This window comes from Parapedobacter composti (assembly GCF_900112315.1).
GTDB classification, from domain to species: Bacteria; Bacteroidota; Bacteroidia; order Sphingobacteriales; family Sphingobacteriaceae; genus Parapedobacter; species Parapedobacter composti.
Window position 1 is genome coordinate 126,374 of record NZ_FOLL01000012.1, and the last position, 24,775, is coordinate 151,148.

Annotated in this window: 19 protein-coding genes and 2 tRNA genes; 13 read left to right on the forward strand and 8 right to left on the reverse strand. The window is 45.8% G+C overall.

Going from position 1 to position 24,775, the window contains the following annotated elements:
* Positions 1-4 precede the first annotated feature (4 nt).
* Together BM030_RS13235 and BM030_RS13240 are read left to right on the forward strand one after the other, a co-directional pair.
* A complete protein-coding gene (locus BM030_RS13235) occupies positions 5-511 on the forward strand; it encodes a dihydrofolate reductase (RefSeq protein ID WP_090974074.1) in 507 nt (168 codons plus the stop codon).
* The gene (locus tag BM030_RS13240; RefSeq protein ID WP_170845730.1) at positions 489-1,382 is read left to right on the forward strand and encodes a mechanosensitive ion channel family protein; all 894 of its coding nucleotides are present in this window, start codon (positions 489-491) and stop codon (positions 1,380-1,382) included. Before BM030_RS13235 ends, BM030_RS13240 begins: the two co-directional genes overlap by 23 nt.
* Here BM030_RS13240 and coaA read toward each other — a convergent pair whose 3' ends face one another.
* Genes coaA through BM030_RS13255 form a run of 3 tightly spaced genes read right to left on the reverse strand, consistent with a single transcriptional unit; the run spans position 1,383 to position 3,830 of the window.
* Positions 1,383-2,339 (reverse strand): type I pantothenate kinase, encoded by a 957-nt coding sequence (gene coaA, locus BM030_RS13245; protein ID WP_090974076.1) that lies wholly within the window; start codon positions 2,337-2,339, stop codon positions 1,383-1,385.
* A 42-nt stretch (positions 2,340-2,381) separates the two neighbouring features.
* The gene (locus BM030_RS13250; protein WP_090974077.1) at positions 2,382-2,750 is read right to left on the reverse strand and encodes a methylglyoxal synthase; all 369 of its coding nucleotides are present in this window, start codon (positions 2,748-2,750) and stop codon (positions 2,382-2,384) included.
* A 24-nt stretch (positions 2,751-2,774) separates the two neighbouring features.
* Positions 2,775-3,830, reverse strand: a complete 1,056-nt coding sequence (locus tag BM030_RS13255; RefSeq protein ID WP_090974078.1) for a patatin-like phospholipase family protein — start codon at positions 3,828-3,830, stop codon at positions 2,775-2,777.
* 378 nt (positions 3,831-4,208) lie between these two features.
* Between BM030_RS13255 and BM030_RS13260 the strand changes: the two genes are divergently transcribed.
* The 5 genes from BM030_RS13260 (at position 4,209) to BM030_RS13280 (ending at position 9,971) form a co-directional block, all read left to right on the forward strand.
* Complete coding sequence (locus tag BM030_RS13260; RefSeq protein ID WP_244518930.1) at positions 4,209-5,546, forward strand: ammonium transporter; 1,338 nt, start codon at positions 4,209-4,211, stop codon at positions 5,544-5,546.
* Positions 5,547-5,675: 129 nt separating this feature from the next.
* Positions 5,676-6,722 (forward strand): outer membrane beta-barrel protein, encoded by a 1,047-nt coding sequence (locus tag BM030_RS13265; RefSeq protein ID WP_090974105.1) that lies wholly within the window; start codon positions 5,676-5,678, stop codon positions 6,720-6,722.
* 196 nt (positions 6,723-6,918) lie between these two features.
* Entirely contained in the window at positions 6,919-7,494 is a 576-nt protein-coding gene (locus BM030_RS13270; RefSeq protein ID WP_139215897.1) for a hypothetical protein, read from the forward strand.
* Positions 7,495-7,944: 450 nt separating this feature from the next.
* Complete coding sequence (gene htpG / locus BM030_RS13275) at positions 7,945-9,834, forward strand: molecular chaperone HtpG (RefSeq protein WP_090974080.1); 1,890 nt, start codon at positions 7,945-7,947, stop codon at positions 9,832-9,834.
* Positions 9,835-9,897: 63 nt separating this feature from the next.
* Positions 9,898-9,971, forward strand: a tRNA-His gene (locus BM030_RS13280).
* Between the two features lie 37 nt (positions 9,972-10,008).
* Here the strand turns inward: BM030_RS13280 and ggpS are convergent.
* The 4 genes from ggpS to surE form a co-directional block, all read right to left on the reverse strand.
* The gene (ggpS, locus tag BM030_RS13285) at positions 10,009-12,276 is read right to left on the reverse strand and encodes a glucosylglycerol-phosphate synthase (protein ID WP_244518931.1); all 2,268 of its coding nucleotides are present in this window, start codon (positions 12,274-12,276) and stop codon (positions 10,009-10,011) included.
* Positions 12,277-12,501: 225 nt separating this feature from the next.
* Entirely contained in the window at positions 12,502-13,827 is a 1,326-nt protein-coding gene (locus BM030_RS13290) for a DUF389 domain-containing protein (RefSeq protein WP_244518933.1), read from the reverse strand.
* Between the two features lie 49 nt (positions 13,828-13,876).
* The gene (locus tag BM030_RS13295) at positions 13,877-14,443 is read right to left on the reverse strand and encodes a YqgE/AlgH family protein (protein ID WP_090974107.1); all 567 of its coding nucleotides are present in this window, start codon (positions 14,441-14,443) and stop codon (positions 13,877-13,879) included.
* Between the two features lie 56 nt (positions 14,444-14,499).
* Complete coding sequence (surE, locus tag BM030_RS13300; protein WP_090974082.1) at positions 14,500-15,249, reverse strand: 5'/3'-nucleotidase SurE; 750 nt, start codon at positions 15,247-15,249, stop codon at positions 14,500-14,502.
* 107 nt (positions 15,250-15,356) lie between these two features.
* On the opposite strand from surE, the gene BM030_RS13305 reads away from it, so the two are divergent.
* The gene (locus BM030_RS13305; RefSeq protein ID WP_170845731.1) at positions 15,357-16,283 is read left to right on the forward strand and encodes a diacylglycerol/lipid kinase family protein; all 927 of its coding nucleotides are present in this window, start codon (positions 15,357-15,359) and stop codon (positions 16,281-16,283) included.
* On the opposite strand, the gene BM030_RS13310 is transcribed toward BM030_RS13305, so the two are convergent.
* On the reverse strand, positions 16,284-16,910 hold the full coding sequence (locus BM030_RS13310) for an HAD family hydrolase (protein ID WP_090974084.1): 627 nt from the start codon (positions 16,908-16,910) through the stop codon (positions 16,284-16,286).
* A gap of 66 nt (positions 16,911-16,976) precedes the next feature.
* Here BM030_RS13310 and BM030_RS13315 point away from each other — a divergent pair.
* From BM030_RS13315 to BM030_RS13340, 5 genes are all read left to right on the forward strand, one after another.
* A tRNA-Ile gene (locus BM030_RS13315) sits at positions 16,977-17,050 on the forward strand.
* A 189-nt stretch (positions 17,051-17,239) separates the two neighbouring features.
* Positions 17,240-18,520, forward strand: a complete 1,281-nt coding sequence (locus BM030_RS13320; RefSeq protein WP_090974085.1) for a site-specific integrase — start codon at positions 17,240-17,242, stop codon at positions 18,518-18,520.
* Positions 18,521-19,024: 504 nt separating this feature from the next.
* Positions 19,025-21,445, forward strand: coding sequence for a TonB-dependent receptor (locus BM030_RS13330; RefSeq protein ID WP_090974087.1), 2,421 nt, complete (start codon positions 19,025-19,027; stop codon positions 21,443-21,445).
* The gene (locus tag BM030_RS13335) at positions 21,442-22,638 is read left to right on the forward strand and encodes an MFS transporter (RefSeq protein WP_090974088.1); all 1,197 of its coding nucleotides are present in this window, start codon (positions 21,442-21,444) and stop codon (positions 22,636-22,638) included. Before BM030_RS13330 ends, BM030_RS13335 begins: the two co-directional genes overlap by 4 nt.
* A 40-nt stretch (positions 22,639-22,678) precedes the next feature.
* A complete protein-coding gene (locus BM030_RS13340) occupies positions 22,679-23,770 on the forward strand; it encodes a helix-turn-helix domain-containing protein (RefSeq protein WP_090974089.1) in 1,092 nt (363 codons plus the stop codon).
* The last annotated feature ends 1,005 nt before the right edge of the window (positions 23,771-24,775 follow it).

A 24,775-nucleotide genomic window follows, 5' to 3' on the forward strand; every position in this document is an offset into this window, starting at 1 on the left:
TGCTATGGAAAGGCCATCTTGTACATCCATTATTGTTGCTGCAGCTGAAAATAACGCCATAGGAAAAGACAACCGCTTATTATGGCATTTGCCCAATGACCTGAAATTTTTCAAGCAGACCACTACCGGACATTCGGTTATCATGGGGCGCAAGACATACGAATCGATGGGCAGGCCGTTGCCGAATCGCCGGAATATCATCATTACCCGTCAGCCCGATTATCACGTGGAGGGGGGCGAGGTGGTACATTCCCTGGATGCGGCATTCGAATTATGCGCTGGTGAAGATGAGGCATTTGTAATAGGTGGAGGCGAAATTTACCGGCAGGCCCTTCCGCTGGTCAACCGCATATACCTTACGCGCGTACATACCCGGGTGGATGGCGATAGTTATTTTCCGGAATTCAGCGGAAACGGGTGGACGCTTGTGGGTGCAGCGTACCACGTTGCCGATGCGCGGCACGCCTATGGCTATACATTCGAGGTCTATGAACGTAAGCAACAACCTTAAACGGCGCCTGCTCCGAAATGGTTTATTGATGGCTGCTAAGGTGATCGGCTGGGTGGCTATCAGTTATGCGCTTACTGTCCGTACCGACATTTTTATTAAACATCCGGTCTTGGCCAATGTCGCCTACGGTATCAATACCTTCCTCACCGGAAGTATTCTGATTTCCATTGCCCGGTTCATGTTTATTTCCCTGTATCGGCAGCGTAACCAGCGGAATAACCGGGTGCGGGGGAATTATGTGTTAGGCATCAACCAAATTGGTGCCATTCTGAACGTAGGGTTCGGTATACTGGGGCTGATGTTGGCTTTCGGTATCGACCCTAAAGAATTCCTTACCAGCATAACCATCGTGGCTATGGCTATTGCGCTGCTTTTTAAGGATTACATTACCAATATGATCAGTGGCCTGATCATTATGTTTTCCGACCAGTTTACCATCGGCGACAATGTGAGAATCGGTGAACACAAAGGCAAGATAGTAGACATTACCTTGGCCAACATCATGGTCAAAAATGAAGATGATGACGTTGTTTTAATACCCAACAACACCGCATTTACGGCCAATATCATCAACCAGTCCCTGCAGAATTCGAGGAAGCTCTCCATGGATTTCGAATTGCCATTGGCGCATTCCTATAATCAAGATAAATTGGCCAGCAGTTTGCAGGGGGTGATTGACCGATACGCTTCGGACATCGTGGTGGGCAGTTTCCAGTTCAGGGTGGTTGGGGTTGAAAAAGACTCCGTGCATTACAAATTGCAATTTTTCACGACCAAGAAAGACAGTGCCATACGGAAAAAGATCCGCAACGACCTTTACCAGCGTGTTATTGCCTATGACGCGGAGCAGGCTGCCCAGACCAAGGGGTAACTATACTTTTCTGATTTTTACGCTTTTGACAAAATGATGGCTGCCTTTTTCAAGGATCAGGTCAGCGCGGAACCTTGTGGGCAGGATATTTTTGATGAGATTCGGCTTATTAATCTCATTCCAGATGTTCGTTGCCATGGCGATACTCTCTTCAACCGTCAGGTCGGCATACCGGTGAAAATAAGACGCTGGATCTTGAAATGCCGTCTTGCGCAGCCACTGGAACCGTTGGATGTACCATTGCAGCAAATTTTCGGGGTCAGCATCCACATATATCGAATAATCAAAAAAGTCTGATACAAACACCCCCGGGCCCCGGTGTTTCCCTTTTACATTAACCTGCAGAACGTTTATACCCTCTACAATCAGCACATCCGGTTGCGCCACCCATTGCAGCTTGTCGGGTATAATATCGTAAACCAGGTGGGAATATACGGGGGCGGATACCAGTTCTTTGCCTGATTTGATATCCGAAAGGAATCCCAGCAGCCGCCGGGTGTCATAACTTTCCGGAAACCCCTTGCGATTGAGTATTCCCCGTTCTTCCAGGTAGCGGTTAGGATATAGGAAGCCATCGGTAGTGATTAGGTCTACCTTGGGGTTGCCGGGTGCAAGCGACAGGACTTTTTGGAGCACCCGGGCGGTGGTGCTTTTACCGGCCGCTACGCTTCCGGCTATGCCGATAATAAACGGAAGCCGCTTGGTATGGTTGTTGAAAAACGCATTGGCGTTCTGGTGCAGTTGTTGGTAGCATTCCATGTGCAACTGCAGCAAGTGACTTAACGGAAAATACACGTCCTCAATTTCCTGCATAGTCAAAGGTTCGTTGAGGGCATTAAGTTTATGGATGTCCTCGTCAGCTATGGGGTAGGATAGGTGGCCGTTAAGTTTCTTCCATTCGTCACGCGAAATGTTCCTGAACGGAGAGTAAGCGATGCTGTTTCCTGTGTTGACCATTCCAAAAAAGGGTTGGAGGCTGCAAACTTAGGGAAAAATATTTTAAAGTAGTCCTTTCAGGATCAGCTCACCAGTAGCCGGATTGGTGGCCAATGGTACATCGTATACATCGCACACCCGCATAAGCATCTGGATATCCGGTTCATGGGCGTGTTTGCCAAGCGGATCGCGGAAAAAGATTATCGCATCCACCTTTCCTTCGGCAGCAAGCGCTGCAATCTGTGCGTCCCCTCCCTTTGGGCCGCTCAATTTAAGTTCCACATTCAGGCCAGTCTGCCGGATATAAGAGCCGGTGGTGCCTGTTGCTATAAGCTTCACGTTCCGCAGTCTCTCAATATGATCTTTAACAAATCCCACCATCTCCGGCTTTTTGCCGTCATGGGCAATGAGTGCAATTGTTTTCTGTTCCATTGTAGTATGATTGAGGTATTCACATTATGACTTCAAACTCAAAAAGCGCCAAGGGCTTCTGGCTTGGGTATGTTCATGTTCTTTGATGAGCGTCTCCACCAATTGGTTGATAAGATCGTTGTTTTCGCTAACCATCTGATCGCCCAAGGCTACCAGTTTCTGGATGTTGTTGCGGTCGGCGGCATCAAGTTCTTCCCTAATGCTGTGCAGGTTGCTCGGTTCAATGCGGATATATTGCCCGTCTTTGCCGGCCGACTTATACAGTTGCCGTAAAAAGAAGTCGCTGCTTTCGGCAGCGCCGCTCATCATGATATCTATCAAAGCAGGCCCGATGGATAGTGCCCGGCTTTTCTTGAAATGTTCATAGTCATAGGCTTTTCGCGACCGCCCCGTGCCTAATGACAAGATAGCGATGTCGTTCACTTTGGTTTCGTTGAACGCCTTGGTTACTTCAGACAGTGCGCTCATGGAGGGGTTGGGTGCAAACACTCCGCCATCCAGCAGCGGATAACGTGTGCCGCTCATGGAGTATACTTCTGCTACACTGAAATAAGTAGGCGCAGCCGATGTGGCGCGGCATACATCACGCAAGTAGAAGTCGCGCGTATTGCCCCGCATTATAGCTGCCTGTTGACGGAAGAAATGGGTTTTCCGGAGCTCGATATTGTAGGCTGTGACAATGCAGGGCTTTAGCAGTTGGCTTAGTTTAGTGCCCCCGAAGTAGGTGGCAAGCACATGTTCCAGGTTGACGGCAGGATACCTTTCGCTTAGCAAGCCGAATTTAGCGACGAGTCTCCGTAAAAAACCTGCCTTGAAAATGTCGGCGCCGTGGGTCACGTACAGGTCCAACGCTTCCTGGGCCGTGAATTTTGGTTTGGTGGGGTGCTGTTCATCCGGGCAAAGGAGTAAGCAAATCAGGATTCCGCCGGTACTGGTGCCGGCAAAGAAATCGAAGTAATCCACAATAGCGGCGTCCGGATTGCCGCTTTGGCGTTTTAACCTGCGTTCCAATGCGGCAAGCAGCATGCCCGGAATGATGCCCCGTATGCCTCCGCCGTCTATCGATAGAATTTTCTTCATCGGTAATCTTTGTGGGTAAAAATAGGCTTTTTCCAATAATTTTTTTAACGCCGGTATTTGTGGGATGGTCGGTGTTTTTTTGCTGTTTGATTATATTTTTTTGTGATTTTTGTAGTTTTAATTGGTGGATTTTTGTATTTGTTTCATAAATATTGAATTTGTTGTGGTATTATGTTTGTATTTTTTGGCTTTTTTGAATAAAAAACTAATAAAATTGCGCTATTTGACATATAAAAATATAGTATATTAAAAAATATATTTATTTTTTTTGAAATTTATCAACAATAAAATTGTTTTATTGAAATATTTGTACATATTTGCGGTGATAATTGTTTGATTTTAAACTTTAACCGTATTTTCTAACTAATTTGAAGTATTATGGAATTATTTACTGCGAATTTTCCTTGCCTGGCTGAAATGTTTAGTGCAGGGGCGGCTTTTCCTTTGTTATCAGTGATGGCGCAGGAAGCAGCCGTGGAAGGCCCGTCCGTGACGGATGTGCTGCTGACCGCAAACAACATTTGGATGATGGTGGCAGCCGCGTTGGTGTTTATCATGCACTTAGGTTTTGCCGGTGTAGAGGCTGGTTTTACACAGGCGAAGAATACTGTGAATATCCTCTTCAAAAATACGCTTACTCCGGTGCTGGGAGTTGTTACGTATGCGTTGATTGGGTTTGCATTGATGTACCCCGGCGATTTTAATGGATTTTTCGGCTTTAATGTAGATAGCTGGAATACCATTTGGTTCTCACCAGGGAATGCTGACATTACTGCCGGATACGCTGACGGGGGGTATACCTTTTGGACTGATTTTTTCTTTCAGGCCATGTTTGCTGCTACTTGTGCCACCATTGTCTCGGGTGCAGTTGCTGAGCGCATAAAATTGAGTGCTTACTTAACGTTCACGCTTTGTTTTGTAAGTTTTGTTTACCCGCTCATTGGCAGTTGGAAATGGGGCGGTGGATTTTTGGATGAACTTGGTTTCGTGGACTTTGCTGGTTCCACCCTTGTCCATTCTGTTGGAGGATGGGGCGCTCTGATAGGTATCTGGCTGTTGGGGCCGCGTATCGGTAAATATGAGAACGGCAAAACCAGCGAAATCGCAGGTTCTTCCGTCCCCTTGGCAACTATCGGTGTTTTTCTGCTATGGTTGGGATGGTTTGGGTTCAACGGTGGCTCCGTGCTTTCGGCTGACCCCGGACTGGTTTCGTTGGTGTTGACGACAACGGTTTTGGGTGCTTGCGGCGGCGCCATCGGCGGTCACTTCACAAGTATGATTGCGATGAAACGTATTGACTTTGGTATGGTACTCAATGGTGTCTTGGCGGGTTTGGTGGGCATCACCGCCAGTGCGGATATTATTACACCTTTAGAAGCGCTGATAATTGGGGGCATTGCCGGGATATTGGTAGTATTTTCAGTGATGCTGCTGGATAAACTGAAACTCGATGACTGCGTAGGTGCTGTATCGGTTCATTTGACCTGCGGTATCTGGGGGACACTGGCCACGGGGATCTTTGGCGAAGGCGCATCGTTCATGCCGCAATTGTACGGTGTGCTTGCATGTGGGGCTGCCGCGTCTATCGGTGCATTCATTATTTTCTCCATCATTAAAGCTACGATAGGTCTTCGGGTTAGCCCAGAAATGGAGAAGCATGGGCTGGACAGTGAAGAGCATGGGATCCGTGGTTATACGATTTTGATGGAAGATTAAGAAAGAAAAATGGGCGGGATGGGCATTAGGAACTTGTAGAGTTTCTTATGCCACCACCTGATGTTTATGTTTTGTCTCCTGGTGGTTTGCTTGGAAAGCTCCACGCAGGAGCAAATAACCCTTACAGATATGAAAAATAGCTATATTTTTAAAAGTCAAACCTTTACTTGGATATTGACCATTTGTACTGTAATTTTAGTACGTGCACAAGACGAATCACTGACGATATCGGGATCTGTCGACGCATATTACAAGTATGATTTCGCTGGTTATAAGAACGATGATGGTTTGGGGAACATCCCTACATCTTTCGCCAACGAGCAAAATTCCGTCTCGCTCGGTATGCTCAATCTCATTCTGGGCAAGACAGTCGGAAAAGCATCGTTTGTCGGTGATGTGTCCTTTGGTCCACGTGGGCAATACCAATCGCTGCTAAATGGTGGCGATGGAAACACCTTCAATATCCAGAACCTCTATATGAGCTATGCATTCACGGATAAATTTTCGATGACTGCCGGTTTCATGGGCACATTTGTCGGGTATGAGATTATCTCTCCTGCCGGGAATTTCAACTATTCCACTTCTTACCTATTTTCAGCTGGGCCGTTTCAGAACGCAGGGATCAAGGCTCAGTACGAGTTTTCGGACAAGGTAGGGTTGATGGTCGGCCTGTTTAATGACTGGAATGCCTATCAAGACTTCGACGGCGTGTCGGATTTCGGTGCCCAACTGCGTATTTCGCCCGTAGATGGTTGGGATGCGTACATCAACTTTCTCACCGGTGGCACCGGCGCTATTATTGATCTTACTACGGCATACCAAGTTACAGAAGCGATCAATATCGGCCTGAATGCGGCTGATTTCTCCGATTTCGGCGATGGCGATGGCGGTTACTCGGGCGGTGCCCTGTACTTGCAGTATGGCTTCTCGGATGCTTTTGCATTGGGTGTCAGGGGAGAATACTACAAGGAAAAGGAAGATGGCTGGGCATTCGTTCCTGGCGGGGAGTCCGTAACAGGGCTGACCCTGTCTGCCAATGTGAAAGCCGGCCCGCTCACGATGATTCCCGAATTCCGGCTTGACAATGGCTCTACGGAGATGTTTTACAAAAACATGGGCCTTGAGCCGACCAAAAGCGCCTCGCAGTTTTCTCTTGCGTTGGTATATGCCTTCTGAGGCCTGACAGCAGCGATTGCAAACACATGAATAGACCTAACAGGGGATCTAAAAATCGCCCTGTTAGGTTTTTTTAGTTTATTTTTCTTGCCCAAATGGTACAATTTTTGTATATTTCTAACTGTGGCTGTCTTGGGAGGCCAGCCTATATGGATTAATTAATTGATGGTTTAATCTGTTTAAGTTAGAGGGACTTATGGTTAATTTAGCAGTTATGTTTGTTGCCGGTATGGCCATAGGCCATGGCAACCCATTGAAGGATGACGTTGGCCGCGATGTCGGCCAGTTCGCCGTGGATCAGCGCGGCAAATTCGTAGTTTACCAGTCGGAAGCGCTGCCAAGCGGGGTTAGTTTCGCTGCGGTGCAGGAGCAGTTGACGACATTCCTCAATGCAAAGGGGAATAAAACCGAAGTCAGCAGTACCGACCGTCTGCAAAGTCAGGGAAGCGTACCCATGAAGAAACACGCAGGTATCGGAAATTATGTGGCGGGAAGAATAAACTACACGTTGGTTGTGGAAAACAACAACGGTGAGCTGAATTACTGGTTTACAGACCTGACCTACCAACCGTACCGCAATGACCGCTATGGCAAGCGCATCGAAGCCACTGCGTCGCCCATTCCGCTGGAAAAGCAACTGAGTAGGGTTAATGCACAGGTGTGGCAGAAACAGAAGAAATACGCCTACGAAGCTATCGAAGAATTGGCAGGTCAGGTGGCGGATCAGTTGGAAGCCGCAGGGAAACCGCGGGTAATCACGACAAGCATGTAATGCAGTAGATGTGGTTCTGATCCAGAAAGGGGGCTGTCTTCTATGTTGAAAAACAATGGTAGCCCCCTAATTACTTCACATTTTTATACCTATAGGCACAAAAAGGCCTGTATGTCAAAATAGGAAAGCCTTTGGGTTTTCCTATTTTTTTACATACGCCAAATAAACTATAAACCACACTTCTATCATTGCCGTTCTAATCACATCGTTGTCCTGAATGAAAGAACCGACCGATTCCGATTCAGCACTCTCCCGGACCTGTGATTTAAGACGGTGCTTCGTCATACTCGAAATAAAGCGAGGCTATAATATTCGCTATTCCATACGGAAAAGACGAATTATTTTTATTAGGGCGTGTCAGCGTGGGGCTGTCAATTTGTCGTTTTATGGGAGGTGGAACGTATCTTGATAACTGGAAGAGCAAATATACCGATAAAATTTAGGCTTACTATGAACGAAAAAGGAAACATATCCATCCATACCGAGAATATCTTTCCGGTAATCAAGAAATTCTTGTATTCAGATAACGAAATTTTCCTAAGGGAGCTGGTATCAAATGCCGTTGATGCTACCCAAAAAATTAAGCGTTTATCGTCGCTGGGCCAGTACCAAGGTGAGCTCGGGGATATGACCATCGACGTTGCTTTTGATGAAAAGGCGAAGACCATCACCATATCTGATAACGGAATCGGCATGACGGCCGACGAAGTTAAGAAATACATTAACCAGATAGCATTTTCCGGCGCCACGGAGTTTGTGGAGAAGTTCAAGGAAGCCAAGGATGCCAATGAAATCATCGGCCGTTTCGGCTTGGGTTTTTATTCGGCGTTCATGGTGGCCGACAAGGTGGAAATCCAGACCTTATCCTATCAGGAGGGTGCGGCACCCGCCCGCTGGGTATGCGATGGCAGCACGTCGTATGAGATTACAGAAGGAAACCGCGACAGACGGGGCACCGACGTAATTCTGTATATCAATAAAGACGGCGAAGAATTCCTGAATAAAGGAAGGTTGCAGGAAATACTGGATAAATACGGCAAATTTCTACCTGTTCCCATCCGCTTTGGTAAACGGACCACCAGCGAGCCCGACGGAGAGGACGGCGACGGTAAGCCTAAGTACAAGTCGGTTGAAGTAGATAACATCATCAACAATACCAACCCGGCCTGGACTAAAGCGCCGGCTGATCTCAAGGATGACGACTATTTGGAGTTCTACCGGGAGCTTTATCCGTATTCCTTTGACGAACCCTTGTTCTGGATTCATCTTAATGTTGATTATCCCTTTAATCTTACCGGTATCCTGTATTTTCCAAAACTTAAGGAAAACTTCGAAATACAGAAAAACAAAATCAAGCTGTTTTCCCGCCAGGTATTCATCACCGACGAGGTGAAGGATATCGTCCCCGAATTCCTGATGCTGTTACATGGTGTCATCGATTCGCCGGATATCCCCTTAAACGTATCGCGCAGCTTCTTGCAAGCCGACAGCAATGTAAAGAAAATCAACGCGCACATTACCAAAAAGGTGGCCGATAAACTGGCGGAATTATTCCGGACAGATCGCAAAGGCTTCGAGGAGAAGTGGAAAGACATAGGCCTTTTTGTGAAATATGGTATGCTCAGTGACGATAAGTTCGCAGACAAGGCGCATGATTTCTGTTTGGTAAAGAATACCGAGAACGAAATGTTTACGTTAAAGGAGTATGCCGAAAAGGTGAAGGATATTCAACAGGACAAAGACGGTCAGGTGGTATACCTTTATACCAACGACGCCGCCCAGCAGGATGCCTACGTGGCCGCGGCCAAAGATCGCGGGTACGACGTGTTGGTGTTTGACTCGCCGATAGATAGTCATTTTGTTGCTTATCTGGAGCAGAAATCAGAAAAGACGCAATTGAAGCGGGTCGACGCCGACGTAGTAGACAAGCTCATCCCCAAAGCAGAGAGTAAACCATTGGAGCTTACCGAAGAGGAGAGCAAGCGGGCTGTGGAACTTTTCGAAAAGGCCATTGACCGTACAGACATGAAAGTGCATGTCGAAGCGCTCAGTGAACAGGAATTGCCCGTTACCGTAACCATAGATGAGTTTATGCGCCGGATGAAGGATATGGCACAAACAGGTGGGGGCATGAATTTTTATGGTTCCATGCCAGATAATTATAAGGTCACCGTAAATGCCAGCCATCCGTTGGTTAAACGCATCCTAACCGGTACAAACGAAGAAGAGCAGCAACAATTAGCCAAGCAGGCGTTTGATTTGGCGTTGCTTTCACGCGGTTTGCTCACGGGAAATGCGCTAACCCATTTCGTTAAACGCAGCGTCAGTTTAATTGGCTAAGGTTTTTTTAAAAATTGTTGTTGGATTGTTATCCGATTATTACCTTTGCAGTCCAATAACACGGTGGGTATAGCTCAGTTGGTTAGAGCACCAGATTGTGGTTCTGGGGGTCGTCGGTTCGAGCCCGATTATCCACCCGAAAATTAGGAAAGCTGCCCTTTTAGGCAGCTTTTTTTATGCCGTCTCTTGAGCTTCTGAATGGTCACGCACAGAATTTTGCAATCCCTCTAAGAAGTCCTGCCCCCAGCGCTGCACATCATAGTGCTTCACTATTTCGGCCAAACGCTTCATCCGGAGTGATTTTTCCGTTTCACCCATGGTTAGCGCGGTCAGCAGACTGTCTTTCAGGTCCCGGATGTCATAAGGGTTTGTGCGTATCGCATCGGGCAGCTCTACGGAAGCCCCTGCAAACTCCGAAATCACCAATGCTCCCAAAGGTTCTTCCAGCAATCCCTGTACAGCAACGTATTCCTTGGCCACGAGGTTGAGCCCGTCACGCAGGGGCGTAATCCAAGCCACGTCTGAAACCGCATAATAGGAGACTACCTCTTCAAAGGGCACGGAGCGGAAAAAGAAGCGTATGGGGGTCCATTCCAAACTTGAATATTTCCCGTTTATCCGGCCAACGGCCTGCTCGATTTCGTGCTGTATCCTGTCATACACTTTCATCCCTTGGGATGGCGGTGTGCAAATGTTGATGAGCTCCAGTTTTCCATGATATTCCGGATGTTCTTCGAGGAATTCGCCGAAGGCCTCAATTTTTTCCAGCGGCCCTTTCACGTAATCCAGTCGTTCAACGGACAGGACGATTCGCTTGCCGCGTGTACGGTTCCGCATAGTTTCGATGCGGGTTTTGGTGGCCGGGTCGTCATAGATGCGCTGGATGTTTTCCCGGTTTACCCCCACGGGCTGCGCACCAAGCCGAATCGTGCGGTCTCCCACGGCAATCAATTTGGTCATCTTGTCGATGCCCAATGCGCAGCTGTAGGTGAGGAACTGTTTAGCAGCATTGATGCGGCTCAATACCTTCACGGGCGCATGGCTCTTCACCACATCTACGAAGTTTTCCACATACCGGGGGATATGGAAGCTGATGAAATCACATTGCAGCAGGCTGCCGACGATTTCACGGCGCCATGGAATAATATTGAAGATATCGGCAGGCGGGAAGGCTGTATGGTGGAAAAAGCCAATTTTCAGGTCAGGCCGCTGCCGTCGGAGGAACGCCGGAACCATCCATAAATTGTATTCGTGTATCCACACCAACGCGTTGGGTTCAGCCTCCTCGGCTACACGGTTGGCAAACAGTTCGTTGATGCGCAGGTAGTGCTGCCAGTGATCGTGGTTGAATTTGGCTTTGCTGATGAACGAAAAAATGGTGGGCCAGAAGGCTTCTTTTGAAAAGACACGGTAAAACAAATCGATGTCTTTTTTCGGTAACGGGATGATCGATGCCCTCAGGTTAGGATATTTCTCCCTGTCGATGTGCGGCGTTAAGTCGGGGTTATCGCCCAACAGTCCTGCTTCCTCTTCACCGATCCAGATACCCGGGCGTCCGCTGGTAAAAAAGCCGAGCAACGAAGGGATAATGCCGTTGGGGCTGCGGGGAGGGATACGTTTGGGCAACCCGTCTTGTACATCGGTGTCAAAAGGCAGGCGATGGTAAACCATGAGCAGTTGCTTGCTGTCGGTTTCGGTATCCGGTGCCGGCACCTCCACCATGCGATGATAGGGGCGGAAGGGCTGGAAGTGCGCCATTGCTTCCATTATACCACCCGCGCCGGGAAGCGCGGCCATATATACGTTTGGGAAAGACTTTACGGCATCAATTAACCGCGGCTCGGATTCTCCTACCGCCACACCTTTGTACCCGCTTTCGAAAAGCGCAAAATCATTGTATGTGTCGCCGGCCACCAATACCTGATCTTCGGGAAATCCGATATGGCGCAGCAGCTTGGTCAACGTGCTGCCTTTATTAACCCCTTGGGGCAGGATATCCAAGTACCTGTCCGCGGATGTTAATACATCGCATTGCAGCTCGGAAGCAATCTGCCGCACCGCATCGATATCAGTGGTTTCGTCATAGTAGAACGAGCAGCGCCGTTGCTGTGGCACTTCCTGGGGGTTCAGGCCGGGTATTGACGCCAGTTTCCTCTTAATGACGAAGTTTCCGGGCCATTGTTGTTCAATGCCCGATTGGATCGGAACCACGGGATTCAATTTTTTTCCATCCACCACCGTGGCGCCCACGTCGGCAATTATATAGTCCGGATCGGGTACCAACGGATCATGCAGCAATGGCAACACACTTTCAATGCCCCTGCCCGTCACGAAAACGAGCTGTACATCCGGATGGTTGCGGATCAACTGATAAAGTTGCTGTTTCTTTTCGGCTGTGCCGCCAAGAAAGGTTCCATCAAGGTCTGTAGCTAATAGCATCATATATTTGAATATTTTTTAAGCAACCGGAAAGCCGCCCAACCGTTGGCAACTATCCTTTTGCAATTAACTTAGAAAACGGGAAATTGATATTTTTACAGGTGACCCAATACCTGCCCCTTTATTTCGGCACATTTCATCCTGATAAAAGGGATTTTATAGATCAATACGAGGCCAGAGAATGCCTCAAGACGATGCGAATATAGCGATTTTTTTTGAGAAACGCAACTATTCCACGTAGACTTTCACGGAATCGGTATTCAATCGTGATTTCAGCCACGCTTCCAGCTGGGGGCGGTTTCCTTCGGTTTTCCGGCGGTCGGTTGTGCCGATAAACAGTGAAAGGTAATTATGGCGGCGCAAGGAATCATCATAAACCACTTGATCGGCCATGCCGCAGGAGGTGATTTCAGGGAAAAGCGGCTTCAGCTCCTGCAACAGCTGCCGGCCCAGTTGCCTTGAGCGGTTGATGCTGTCCTGGGCATGGAGTGCCACGGCCAAATCCGACCGGAGGCGGTTGATTTCCGCCTGCTGGGCATTATTGGCCAGCAGGCGTTCGTTATTTTCATCGTCAAGCGAAAATCCCTGTTGGATGGTTACCGCGGCACCTTCCAGATCATAGAAGCGCGTCTTTGATGCAACTTCTTCCTTCACTTCCTCCGGAATGAGCCGGCCGCCATATATAAGGCGAATCGTCCGTTTGCCCGGGTCGATTTCTGATTTTAACAAGTAATCGCCCTCGATGTGGCTCTCATTACGGATATAGGCATTGGCATTGCGTGTAAACCGTTCCTGCTGCACCAGCAGATAACCGAAGTAAACACTGGGCAATACGGTAACAATCACGATTGCGCTCACCCAGCGGTTCGCCGTTTTTTTTATGCTTTGGTCGGTAACCTGCCAAATCGGATAGTTGAGAAAGCGTACCGTTATCAGCGTGGCAACAGCTATAAATACCGTATTGATGGTAAAAAGGTAAAAAGCACCGAAAAAGTAGTTCCAGTTTGCTGTAGCCAGACCGTAGCCTGCGGTACAGAGCGGCGGCATGAGTGCCGTGGCTATTGCCGCGCCGGGAATAACGTTACCCTTCTGCTTACTTGAAAGGGCTACAATCCCCGCCAGACCGCCAGCAAGGGCCACAATAACATCGTAGATATTGGGTTGTGTGCGTGCCAGCAGTTCGGAATGCGCTTCGCTCAGGGGCGTAGCCAGAAAATACAGCGTCGATGCAAAGAGGCCTGAGGCCACGGTAAAACCGTAATTGACGAGCGACCGTCTAAGTAAGTTAAAATCATAGATAGCCAGGCTGTATCCCAAGCCCAGTATCGGTCCCATTAGAGGCGATATCAGCATGGCCCCGATAACAACAGCTGTAGAGTTTACGTTCAGGCCCACGCAGGCAATCAGAATGGCAAAAATCAGAATCCAAAGGTTGGTGCCTTTGAAATAAATACCTTTCTCTACCGTGTCGTGTATGGTATGGTAATCCTCACGCTCGGATGTAAGGTTGAACTTAGCGAGTATCTTCTGGATATCCACGGTCCGAAGATACAATATAATCCGTTATTGTGCCATACCTTGTGGCAGGTATGGACCGCTTATATTAGTTCCACATCGGATTTTGCGGAAAATTGGCGACATGTGCATATTTGGGGCCCAAGGAAACAATAGCTTCCTTCCACAGGTTTTCGCCGTCGTTCCCGAACGTGATGTCAGGGTTGTAATGGTTGCTCACCACCCACGCATTTTCTTCGAGTTCCCGATCCAGCTGTCCGGGGCTCCATCCGGAGTAGCCAATGAAAAATTTAACTTCATCGGCAGCGATTTCGCCGTTCCGTATCAGAATCTGCAGACTTTCGAAGTTGCCGCCCCAATAGATGCCATTGCCCAGCCCGATACCGCTAAGCAGCTTGTCGTAGCATTTATGGATGAAATGGATACTCTCCTGTGCCACTGGGCCACCGAAGAACAAGGGGAAATCGGCTTCCGGAAAATCGTCCATCACGTCCCTCAGCTGTAAGGTGGCCGGCTGATTCAGTACATAGCCTACGGTCCCGTCCTCGGCGTTGTGCTCGCACACAAGGATAACTGCCCGTTGAAAGTTCGGATCCAGCATAAATGGTTCCGATATCAACAAGCTTGCTACTTGGGGTACATTTTTGTTGAACATGGTCATTTCATTTATCGCATCGGTAAATATAACGAAATTCCGACACAGTTTATACGCTACGCGGGCCAATGCCAGGTGCCGTCGGCGGTAAATTGCCGCAACTGGTTTTCATCAGTCAGATCCAGTCTGAGCGGGGTTACGGAAACGAGCCCGTTCTCCACCGCCCAGCGGTCGGTGTTCGTTTCAGCCGGTTCCAACGGGAATACGGTAAACCAATAATGTTTTCGCCCCATCGGGTCCTTGCCGGGCTCAATCTTGCCGTCATAAAACCGCACGGATTGTCTTGTCCAGCAAATACCTTTCGGCTGTGGCGGAAAGTTCACGTTATATAATGCGACTTCTTCCGGCTTTCGGAGCAGGAAGGCCAGCGTTTTCTCTACGTAGGGTGCGAGCGTGCCGAAATCCGGCTCCGCTTGGTCGGCAGGCGTACTTAAAGCAACACCTTTTTTCCCCAGCAATACCGCCTGCTTCGCTGCCGCCAAGGTTCCGGAGTGCCACATGGCGTTTCCGAGGTTAGGCCCAAGATTAATACCAGACAGCACCACCTCGATGTTGTTGCGCAGGTGGGTTCCCAGCGCTACGCAGTCTGCCGGCGTGCCATTCACGCGATAAGCCTCAATGCCTGGAAATTCGATGGGCGACTTTTTGTACGAGAGCGGCCGGGAATGGGTAACAGCATGGCCCATGGACGATTGTTCGACATCCGGCGCTACAACCAACACCTCGCCGAACTTCGAAGCGATTTCTGCCAAGGCGCTGATGCCAGGGCTATATATGCCGTCGTCATTGGTAACCAGGATTCGCATAAGTAACAAGTTTTAGATGCATGAAAAAACGTTAACTGACGATGTTGTTAGGATTAAAACAAGGCATCCCGGTTTTTTGTTTGTTTGATAAGCGTTACACGGCCAATATGCAAGCACAATCAAAAAAACACGCGCATTTGATCCATAATCCTAAAGCAGGGGACAGGGAATGCACTAAATCGGAAATAGTCAAAACGGTTACAGGCTGCGGGTTTACCTGTACCTATGCGTCAATCAAGGCGGAACATTGGGATAGATTGGATCCGCACACAACCCTTGTGGTGGTGGCCGGGGGAGACGGTACGGTAAGGCAAGTAATGAAAAAAATGCTTGCACGGACGATGTTGGACAGGAGATTGGCCATTGCACTGCTGCCGATAGGTACAGCCAATAACTTTGCAAAAGCGTTGGATATTGGAAGCGGAGTTGCCGCCTTAGGCAGCGCTATCAAGGGGTGGACTCCCCGGCCCGTAGACATCGGCGCTGTGGGCAACCTGCCTGATGCCTCGTTTTTTCTTGAAAGCATCGGCTGGGGGATGTTGCCAAAACTAATGAAAGCGATGGAGGCGACGGCATCCACTTCGTTGGCAACAGCGCAGCAGGAATTAGAGATGGCGCTGGCTAAACTTATTGAGATAGCAGGGCGTTTCAAGCCGAAGTCAGGCACGGTGATTATAGACGGCAAGTTGTACGAGGGCGATTACCTCTTCGTCGAAGTGCTGAACACCAGTTCCGTAGGGCCGAATCTCCGTTTGGCGCCCCATGCCAACCCTTCCGATGGTAAATTCAGCGTAGCGTTGCTGGAAGCTGGGCAACGGGAGGCGTTTATCGACTATGTTCAACGCTACGGGAGAGCCGCAGGCAGGGGAGAAGCGCATCCGGCGGACCTTCCATGGCAGTTGATTGAGGCCGAACAAGTCATCGTCCGTAGCCAAAGCCGGCTGATCCACGTCGATGATGAGTTATTCACCTCCCCGAAAGGCCGTCCGGTTACTGTAGAAATCCGGGCAGGTATCGTCGATGTCCTGGTTTGATCAAGCCAATCTTGCCAATAACGCCGCTAACGTATCCCCTGGTCCCAGCAAATGAGCTTGCAGACCCAGGGCACGGGCAGTCTCAATATGTTGCGGGCTATCGTCCACAAAAAGGGTCTGTGCAGGTTCCAGTCCATGAGTATTCAATACATGCTCAAAAATCTCTTTGTCTGGCTTACGCATGCCCATCAAATGGGAATAATAATCCTTCTCAAAAAAGGTAGAATTACCTTCGAGACCGAATTGTTCGCGCAGATGGTTCATAATCCAAGTATAGTGGATTTCGTTATTGTTGCTGAGCAGGAACGTCCGGTAGCGGTCCTTTAGTTCCAGAAGCAGGTCGTGGTGGCCCGGCCGTACACCGATAAGCAGGCTGTTCCATGCCGTATCAATGGCTGCATCGCTCAATTCGTCGTTCTCTGCCGCTTTCCGGATTTCATTCCGAAACTCCTGCGCAGCAATCAAGCCTTTGTCAAAAGCGTCGAACAAGGCATGTTGTGCCCGGTGCCCATAAAAAGCGTCCACCTCTTTGATGCCCAATCCGATGAATGACTGTCTAAGTCGGTTGAAATCAATGTCAAATAATACGTTGCCGTAGTCCAGAATGATGTTCTTGATATTTTTCATAAATATTTCTTTCCAAATGTTGTCGCAAATATCTAAATTTGCAGCCTCAAAACCATAAGTATTGCTGCGCCTATAGCTCAGTTGGTTAGAGTAGGAGACTCATAATCTCTTGGTCCCTGGTTCGAGCCCAGGTGGGCGCACTTTCAAAAAAAGCCGTTTTTCTTTACGAAAAATGGCTTTTTTTCGTTTATTAGGGCGCTTTAGGAGCACGCGCCCTACGCTGTATCGGATACCCCGAAACGGTGTGTTTTACAAAGTTTTTTGTTGAACTTCACGCAAAACCGTAACAAATAGGTAACGGAAATTTTTGCGTGGCAATTTAAAAGATTATGGCCACCGTAAGCGCAAAGGTTTATGAGCACCACAAGAAAGCCGATGGAACGTACAATGTAAAGATCTGCGTCCATCACAAAAGTGAAAGAAAGTTTATTGACACCAATCACTTTGTTGTCAAGAAGCAACTCACCAAAGATTTAAAAATCAAAGATCCTTTTATTGCGGACAAGGTCGAACAACAGCTAAGGGATTATCGAAAGATGATTAGCGACCTCGACGATCGATTGGATTACTTCACCGCCGAATCCTTACGAGATTACTTGCGTGATAAAGATGAGGACGTCGACTTTATCAATTTTTGTACTCAACATATTGAACGTCTAAAAAAAGAGGGACGCAGTGGTTCGGCCAAAAATCAAGCAGTAATCCGTAATAGCCTTGTCGATTATTTCAAACGTCCATCCGTTTCCATTAAGGAAATCAATTCTAACATGCTAATGGCGTATGAGCGTTATCTAAGATCCGAGCGGAAAATGACACGCTACAATCAAGATAGAAAACCTGTTGTTAAGACTGAAAAGGGATTGTCTGATAGTGGATTGCACAATCACATGAGAGATTTGCGAACATTATTTAATGCCGCAAGAGAAGTGTATAATAACGAAGACCTCGGCATCTACCGCATCAAGCATTATCCATTCAAGAAATACAAAGTTGGTTCCCCACCCCTCACCAAGAAAAGGAACAATACACTTGAACAAGTGCTGACCATAAGAGATTGTGTAACCGTCCCCGGAAGCCGTGCGGAATTGGCAAAGGAGCTTTATATGCTTTCGTTCTACCTCTGTGGCATAAATGCGGTAGACTTGTATCAAATAACAGAACGGGACGTTAGAAATGGACGTTTAGACTATAACCGATCCAAGACACAAGGCAAGCGCAAGGACCATGCCTTTATCAGTATTAGCATTGTCGATGAAGCCAAGCCTTTATTGGAAAAATATTTAGGCAAATTACGTGAACGCTATTCAAGTGCCGATGCCCTTAATTGGGCATTATGTAAAGGCATGGAGCAATTACGCAAATTGACAAGCATACCCGAAATAACTTTGTATTGGGCGAGACACACATTTGCAAACACGGCGAGGAATGATTGTCGTATGAGCAAAGACGATGTGGCTCTTGCGCTCAATCACGTTGACGAGGGTAATCGCACAACAGATATTTACATTGCCAAAGATTGGAAAATTGTGGATGACGTTCAGCGGAAAGTCATTGCACAGCTTAAAAAAGTTGAAATCAAGGTGATGAAGAAAATACAGGCAAAAAACTGAATAAAGAGCGTGGCCGCCTAATATGTAATAACTATCATCGTCGAATTGTATGAGGAATCTAATGCCCGTGCAATTCGATGGGATCATTTTTTAAAATGTAAATTCTGATTATCATGAAAACTGTGTTTTGGTTTTTTATCACTTGTATTATCGCAACAATAGGTTTCTTTGCCGCACTGTCCATGAAAACCCCATGGATTGGATTTGTTGTTGCTTTTGGTGTTTGGTTGATTTTCCTTTGGAACACGACAAAACCGAGGAAGCATTAGTTCTTTCCGCGGAGCATTACAAAATTCTCTATCAGTCCTTGACTGACTATACATCAATCAATTTGTATTATTGACGCCAATAGCATCATCGGTTGTCACAATCAATAGAGTTTTACCTGTCGGTAAACGGGTTGGACTCCACGAAAAGTTCTTCTTGAGTTGATTTTTGTTCTTCTCGCGTGGTTATTTCGAATCATTTTTATCCCAAATTCGCATCAAATTTAATTTATTAATAATGATTCTAAATAATGTGGATTTGGATTTCTCAAGAGTTGCTGCGGTGATTTTTGCAATTATAGTAAATATTGGAAGTACCACTGCTCAACAAAAGCTATGGAACGTTAGCGGATATGTCTACGACATCGATGGCAACCCTATTGAGAACGCATCAGTAACAGTGAGTAACGTCCATCTTGGGACATCGACGGACGAGATGGGTTTTTTTAATATATCCGATATCGTCCTAGATTCTATAATTGTCAAGGTGTCAGCATTAGGTTACCAACACGAAACACAGACTGTTCATAAGCGAAATGTGGTCGAAAGCAATATCACCTTTGTTTGTAAGAAAAACGAAATAGCATTGCAACAGGTAACTATCACAGCCGATAAACGAGAGCGGTTATTACAAAATACCCCCTCCGCCGTTTCCGTAATCCAATCGGAAGATGTGGAAAAATTTCGGCTATGGAATCTGGCTGACTTGGGATCAGTGGCGCCCAATGTGCACATTCAAATGACCGGCAGCGATATGCATTCTTTCTCTATCAGAGGTATTGTACCTCCGGGGGGTGCGTCGTTTGATCAACCAGTTGCGGTTTATTTAGATGGTATATTACAGTACGATATCGCCAATACTATGGCGCTTCTATATAATATCGAACGCATCGAAGTGTTAAGGGGACCTCAAGGAACTCTGTATGGTAGAAATGCGATGGCGGGGGTGATCAATATCATTACAAAAAAGCCAAACCTCGCTCAGGGTTCATTGGGTTTCGCAGAAGCAAGTATTGGAGATTTTGGTGCTCAGCGTTATGTTGTAGGAACAAGTATTCCGCTGTATAAAGATTTATCGGCTAATATAGCAGGTTTTGTTAATAAGTCAGACGGCTATTATACAAATGTCTATGATGGAAATCGATTTGATAAAAACCATCATGTTGGAGGTAGCGCTACAATAAGGTACATGCCATCCAGTGCTTGGGACATGAACATTAATTTTAAAATACAACACTCGGAAAATCATGGCACTTTTCCATTTATCCTATACGACCCCCAAAAAACAATTTATCGACATGTAACCAATCAGGATACCTCCGGAAATGAAGTTCGGGATCTTTGGAATGTGTCCCTAAGTATGAAAAACCACAACAGGTGGTTTAACATACATAGCATCACAGCTTACCAATACAGTAACCGCTTTATAAAAGATGGTCGATGGGATTTTGATTGGACTCCGCGAGACATCAACAGTTCGGTGTATGTGGATTCGCCCAACGATAATGCATCGGGAACGCTGACACAGGAATTACGTTTTGATAACAACAATCTCGGCATGCCTAACTTATATTGGACTGTGGGAAGTTTTCTCCACTATCATCAGCGTAAGGAAATAGGCGTGATACATGTTGGCGAAGACGCCGTGTTCGATGGAGATAGCTATGCGCCATATCAACTACGGACACCCTCACAATTTTATAATGCGGGAATCGCAGTTTTCGGCCAGATGTCCTATACGATCTTACCAAAACTGGAAATTACAGCAGGGTTAAGATACGATTGGGAAAACAAATTAATGTATACCCAAACCGATATGATTAAGGAAGGAACGCCTGATACCGAAATCCAGCAACGTATGCGGATACCGGGAAAATATACCGCGTTCACACATAAGGTGAATTTGAGTTTTAAACCTATGGACGCGATTATGTTTTATGGCACTTATTCCACAGGGTTCCGTGCGGGTGGTTTAAATAATCGAACAAGTATACCGGCATTTCTGACCTATGATCCAGAATTTTCAACGAATTGGGAGCTGGGACTCAAACTTAACGGTTTAGCCAATAAGTTTTCAGCTAGCTTCGCCGCATTCCATATCGACTGGCGAGATATGCAAGTCGCGATGTTTTTGCCTGGATCTACATTTGATGTAGCCCTGCAAAATGCTGGGAGGGCGGTAAGTTCCGGTTTAGAATTAGAAGTTTCGGCATTATTGGCAAAGGATCTTGAATTGGATTACGCATTTGGCTTTACTACTGGACGATATAAAAAAATGGCTACCCCGGATCCCACCAAAGGCGATGAAATAGATTTGTCAGGCAATCGACTCATTTCCCAGCCTGATTTCACGTCTATGTTGGTCGCACAGTACAGTTATCCAATAGCTCCGAAAATCATTGGTACCGCCCGGCTGGAATGGAATCATATCGGATTTCAATCTTTTGACATCGCAAACTCTATTAGCCAGCGATCTTACCCGCTATTCAACGTGAGGCTTCAAGCAAACTATCAACAGATAGGAATCGCTTTCTGGATGAAAAATATTTTCAACCACCGATATATTTCAAGTATTTATGCTTCGGGTTCACCTTTCGTTGTTCTCGGAGCCCCCGGAAATTACGGCTTAACTCTGTCTCTTAGATTTCAGAATCGATGAAGACGAATGCTAAATACGCTATTATTGGCTTATTATATTTCACACAATCCATCCCCATAGCATTTATGGGAACGGCGTTGCTAACCATCATGCGTTCGGAAGGCATTGGATTGGATAAAATTGGCTATTTATCGCTTGTTATGATTCCCTATGCCCTAAGTTTCTTATGGGCGCCACTCGTAGATCGATTTGGTAGCAGTTACTTCAAATGGGTATCCACTGCGAGTATATTGTATGCATTATTTCTTTTTCCGGCGAGCTTTCTATACGTCGATAACTTATACGGGTTGCTTATATTGTTTACCCTTGCGATCTTTTGTATGAGTGTACAGGATATCGCCATGGATGCGTTCGCAATTACATCATTAACGGATAAGGAAAAGAGTATCGGGAACGGGTTACAAGCAGGTGGCGGGTATTTTGGATTATTAATTGGCGGTGGCGGAGTACTACTTGTCTATGACCGATTGGGGTGGGATGCAACTATTACATTGCTGACTGTTGTAACACTTATTCCGGTGATAGCTACAATCCGTTATAATAAATACAGTAAGAAACCGGACACAAGATCGGACGTTTCGATACGACAAATGCTTGAATATTTTAAAGATGCTAAATTTAAAAAATGGATACCTCTTTTGCTTTTATTGAAAATCCCTGCCAATGTCGCTTTTTATTTTTCTAATCCTCAGTTGATAGACAAAGGTCTCGGTCTCGCCGAAGTCGGATATATTTTCGGTATATGGGGCATGGGCGCTGCGGTGGCTTCTGGGCTTGTCGCTGGCCTTGTTTTTAAGCGAGCAGAAATACGGACGAAGTTGATAATTGCTATTGTGGCCAATATCATAGCCATTGCCTCAGCATTTCTATTAAGCTATGTTTCATCTTCACAAACAACTATAATTATATTTCTATGCTTGGCTATGGGTAGTATGCTCGGTTTAACCGGCATGATATTAAACGATGTGGCTATGCGACATGTTCGAAGTGGCGTGGAGGCAACAGATTACTCACTGCAAAACTTTCTGTCCAGCTTATTCTATAATCCGATAATATTCGTGTCGGGATATATTGCTCAAAATTTCGGATATCCTGTCCTATTTGTATGTATTGCGGGGATAATCTTGGTACAGCTAGTTTTTATGTCAACATACAAGAGTATAAAACCGAACGAGTGGGAAGATGTTGTTTAGTGATTTTCCTTATTTATATTTTAAGCGTAATTTTAGACATATGAATCTAGATCTTATTGCCACTATGTTGATAGCAGGAGGATTGCTATTGTTATCGTTTCTACATCTCAGTAACGTGACGTCCGTTAATCGGAGAGCCAATCTATTATTTGGCATTTTTACATTTCAATGGTCGACTTTCTGGCTTGATGAGCTTTTATTTTCTGAACACCTCAATACAACAAGTGCCGTATTTATCATATTAAGGACGTTTCAATTTTTAGTACCAATAACCTTCTTTTTAAGTGTCAAATTTTATACCGAACCAGACACAAGGTTAACTTGGAAGCATGGAGGGATAGCCATTGCGCCCGCGGTATTTTTATTATATCTATTATTTAGGCCAAGCGTTAAAAACGAGTTATTTGAAGTTGGCTCTATCGTATTTTTCCTAGGGCACTCCGTATTTTACATAATATGGGCACATGCGAAAATTTTAAAACACCAGCGTGCAATTAAGTCCTTTCATTCCTATACCGAAAAAATAGACCTGCGTTGGATTAAATATATTACTTATAGCTTTATCGGATCAGCAACTATCGTCACGGCGTACAATTTTTTGACGAAAGCAGAGTCGCTCAGTATCTACATCAATCTATTCTTCGTTGCGGTAGTTTATCTAGTTGCATTTTATTCGCTTCGACAAAAGGAGATCTACCCTCAGGGAATAGAGCTCTCCGACATCGTCAGCAATAATACGCTAATTGAGCAACAAACAGACGTTCCTAAGGTCAAGGTCATAGAGGATGCTGACTTGCATCAACTAAAGGAAAAATTGCTCCGACTTATGGAACTCGAAAAGCCTTATCTCAATAGTGAGCTCAATCTTGTTAAGCTCGCTGAACAAATGAATTTAACTACCCACCAATTATCTTATTTAATAAACAACGCAATGGGAGAGAATTTCTTCAATTTTATTAATCGATATCGGGTTCGCAAAGCCAAGGAACTATTAAAAAATTCAGATTATGACCATTTAAATGTCCTCGTTATAGCTTATGAATCTGGATTTAATTCGAAAACCTCCTTTAATAACACTTTCAAAAAAATGACAAACTATACACCAACAGAGTATAGAAAAAGCAGTGTTTAGTCTTAATTATTCTACATATATAGGTGCGCTGTACCTCATTGTTTACCCCGCATTTAAGTGTGTTGATTAACAATGTAGAATCAGTCGCCACATGAAAACATTGATTACAATTCGGGTAGCCGTCTAAATGGAACGATAACTATTTGTGCGACTTTACAAACGTATACCCATAAGTTACTGGTTAATAGGTTTTTATTTCGGTTTTTGATTTGGTTCAACTTTATAACGAAGAGCGTTTTACAAATCTTATGCCTTTAGTTTTGCTGTTAAAATTTAAATTGACTTGGCTTGGCTGAACTTGCAAGTCATCAAAAAACAAAAGATAATATTAATGACAAATTTCGTTAGGGGCTCGATTTCAATCGACGCAGATTTGATTATAATTCAAGACGTATTGGTGGAGTACAAATACATTGAAGAGTGGGAAAAAGGATTCGATTCTTTTAAGGAACTTCATGTATCTAATGCAATGAAGACGATCGTGCATTGGGATATAGAACATGATATAGATTATATTTTTAGTGTGAAAGAGAACAAGGGGGGATTCTACTGGAACTTATGGTAGGTGATTTAACCACACGCCTCAATGAAAAATATAATTTGGAGGCACAGCAACACTACGTTGATAACGTACTCTGTCGTATCAAGTCCATATCGGAGAGACTACAAGTCGCTACAAAACAAGTGATATATACGAGTTAAACGAAATGGAAAAAATGCGCTTGGATTTGATGCTATAGCTACGAGTTTTGCCAGTGTAAGCTTCCCCGAAAAAAAGACTGTTAGAGAATAGAAAATGATTGATAACTTTAACAGTGTATTATGAAAGGGAAACGATTCAAACCGGAGCAGATCAGTAAGATCCTTAAGGAATTCGAGGCTGGTAAAAGCGTTCAGGAAATCATGTAATCTTCCCTAAAAACAGCTACGATTATTAATGTAGTTTTATAATTTTAGGGACAATGAAAAAGAGCAATTTCAGCGAGGCGCAGATCATCAAGATTC

What these genes read in the sequence shown, in the direction of transcription:
- BM030_RS13235 (WP_090974074.1), top strand. Translation starts at nt 5, where the DNA reads ATGGAAAGGCCATCTTGTACATCCATTATTGTTGCTGCAGCTGAAAAT.
- BM030_RS13240 (WP_170845730.1), top strand. Translation starts at nt 489, where the DNA reads ATGAACGTAAGCAACAACCTTAAACGGCGCCTGCTCCGAAATGGTTTA.
- coaA (WP_090974076.1), bottom strand. Translation starts at nt 2,339, where the DNA reads ATGGTCAACACAGGAAACAGCATCGCTTACTCTCCGTTCAGGAACATT.
- BM030_RS13250 (WP_090974077.1), bottom strand. Translation starts at nt 2,750, where the DNA reads ATGGAACAGAAAACAATTGCACTCATTGCCCATGACGGCAAAAAGCCG.
- BM030_RS13255 (WP_090974078.1), bottom strand. Translation starts at nt 3,830, where the DNA reads ATGAAGAAAATTCTATCGATAGACGGCGGAGGCATACGGGGCATCATT.
- BM030_RS13260 (WP_244518930.1), top strand. Translation starts at nt 4,209, where the DNA reads ATGGAATTATTTACTGCGAATTTTCCTTGCCTGGCTGAAATGTTTAGT.
- BM030_RS13265 (WP_090974105.1), top strand. Translation starts at nt 5,676, where the DNA reads ATGAAAAATAGCTATATTTTTAAAAGTCAAACCTTTACTTGGATATTG.
- BM030_RS13270 (WP_139215897.1), top strand. Translation starts at nt 6,919, where the DNA reads ATGGTTAATTTAGCAGTTATGTTTGTTGCCGGTATGGCCATAGGCCAT.
- htpG (WP_090974080.1), top strand. Translation starts at nt 7,945, where the DNA reads ATGAACGAAAAAGGAAACATATCCATCCATACCGAGAATATCTTTCCG.
- ggpS (WP_244518931.1), bottom strand. Translation starts at nt 12,276, where the DNA reads ATGATGCTATTAGCTACAGACCTTGATGGAACCTTTCTTGGCGGCACA.
- BM030_RS13295 (WP_090974107.1), bottom strand. Translation starts at nt 14,443, where the DNA reads ATGTTCAACAAAAATGTACCCCAAGTAGCAAGCTTGTTGATATCGGAA.
- surE (WP_090974082.1), bottom strand. Translation starts at nt 15,249, where the DNA reads ATGCGAATCCTGGTTACCAATGACGACGGCATATATAGCCCTGGCATC.
- BM030_RS13305 (WP_170845731.1), top strand. Translation starts at nt 15,357, where the DNA reads ATGCAAGCACAATCAAAAAAACACGCGCATTTGATCCATAATCCTAAA.
- BM030_RS13310 (WP_090974084.1), bottom strand. Translation starts at nt 16,910, where the DNA reads ATGAAAAATATCAAGAACATCATTCTGGACTACGGCAACGTATTATTT.
- BM030_RS13320 (WP_090974085.1), top strand. Translation starts at nt 17,240, where the DNA reads ATGGCCACCGTAAGCGCAAAGGTTTATGAGCACCACAAGAAAGCCGAT.
- BM030_RS13330 (WP_090974087.1), top strand. Translation starts at nt 19,025, where the DNA reads ATGATTCTAAATAATGTGGATTTGGATTTCTCAAGAGTTGCTGCGGTG.
- BM030_RS13335 (WP_090974088.1), top strand. Translation starts at nt 21,442, where the DNA reads ATGAAGACGAATGCTAAATACGCTATTATTGGCTTATTATATTTCACA.
- BM030_RS13340 (WP_090974089.1), top strand. Translation starts at nt 22,679, where the DNA reads ATGAATCTAGATCTTATTGCCACTATGTTGATAGCAGGAGGATTGCTA.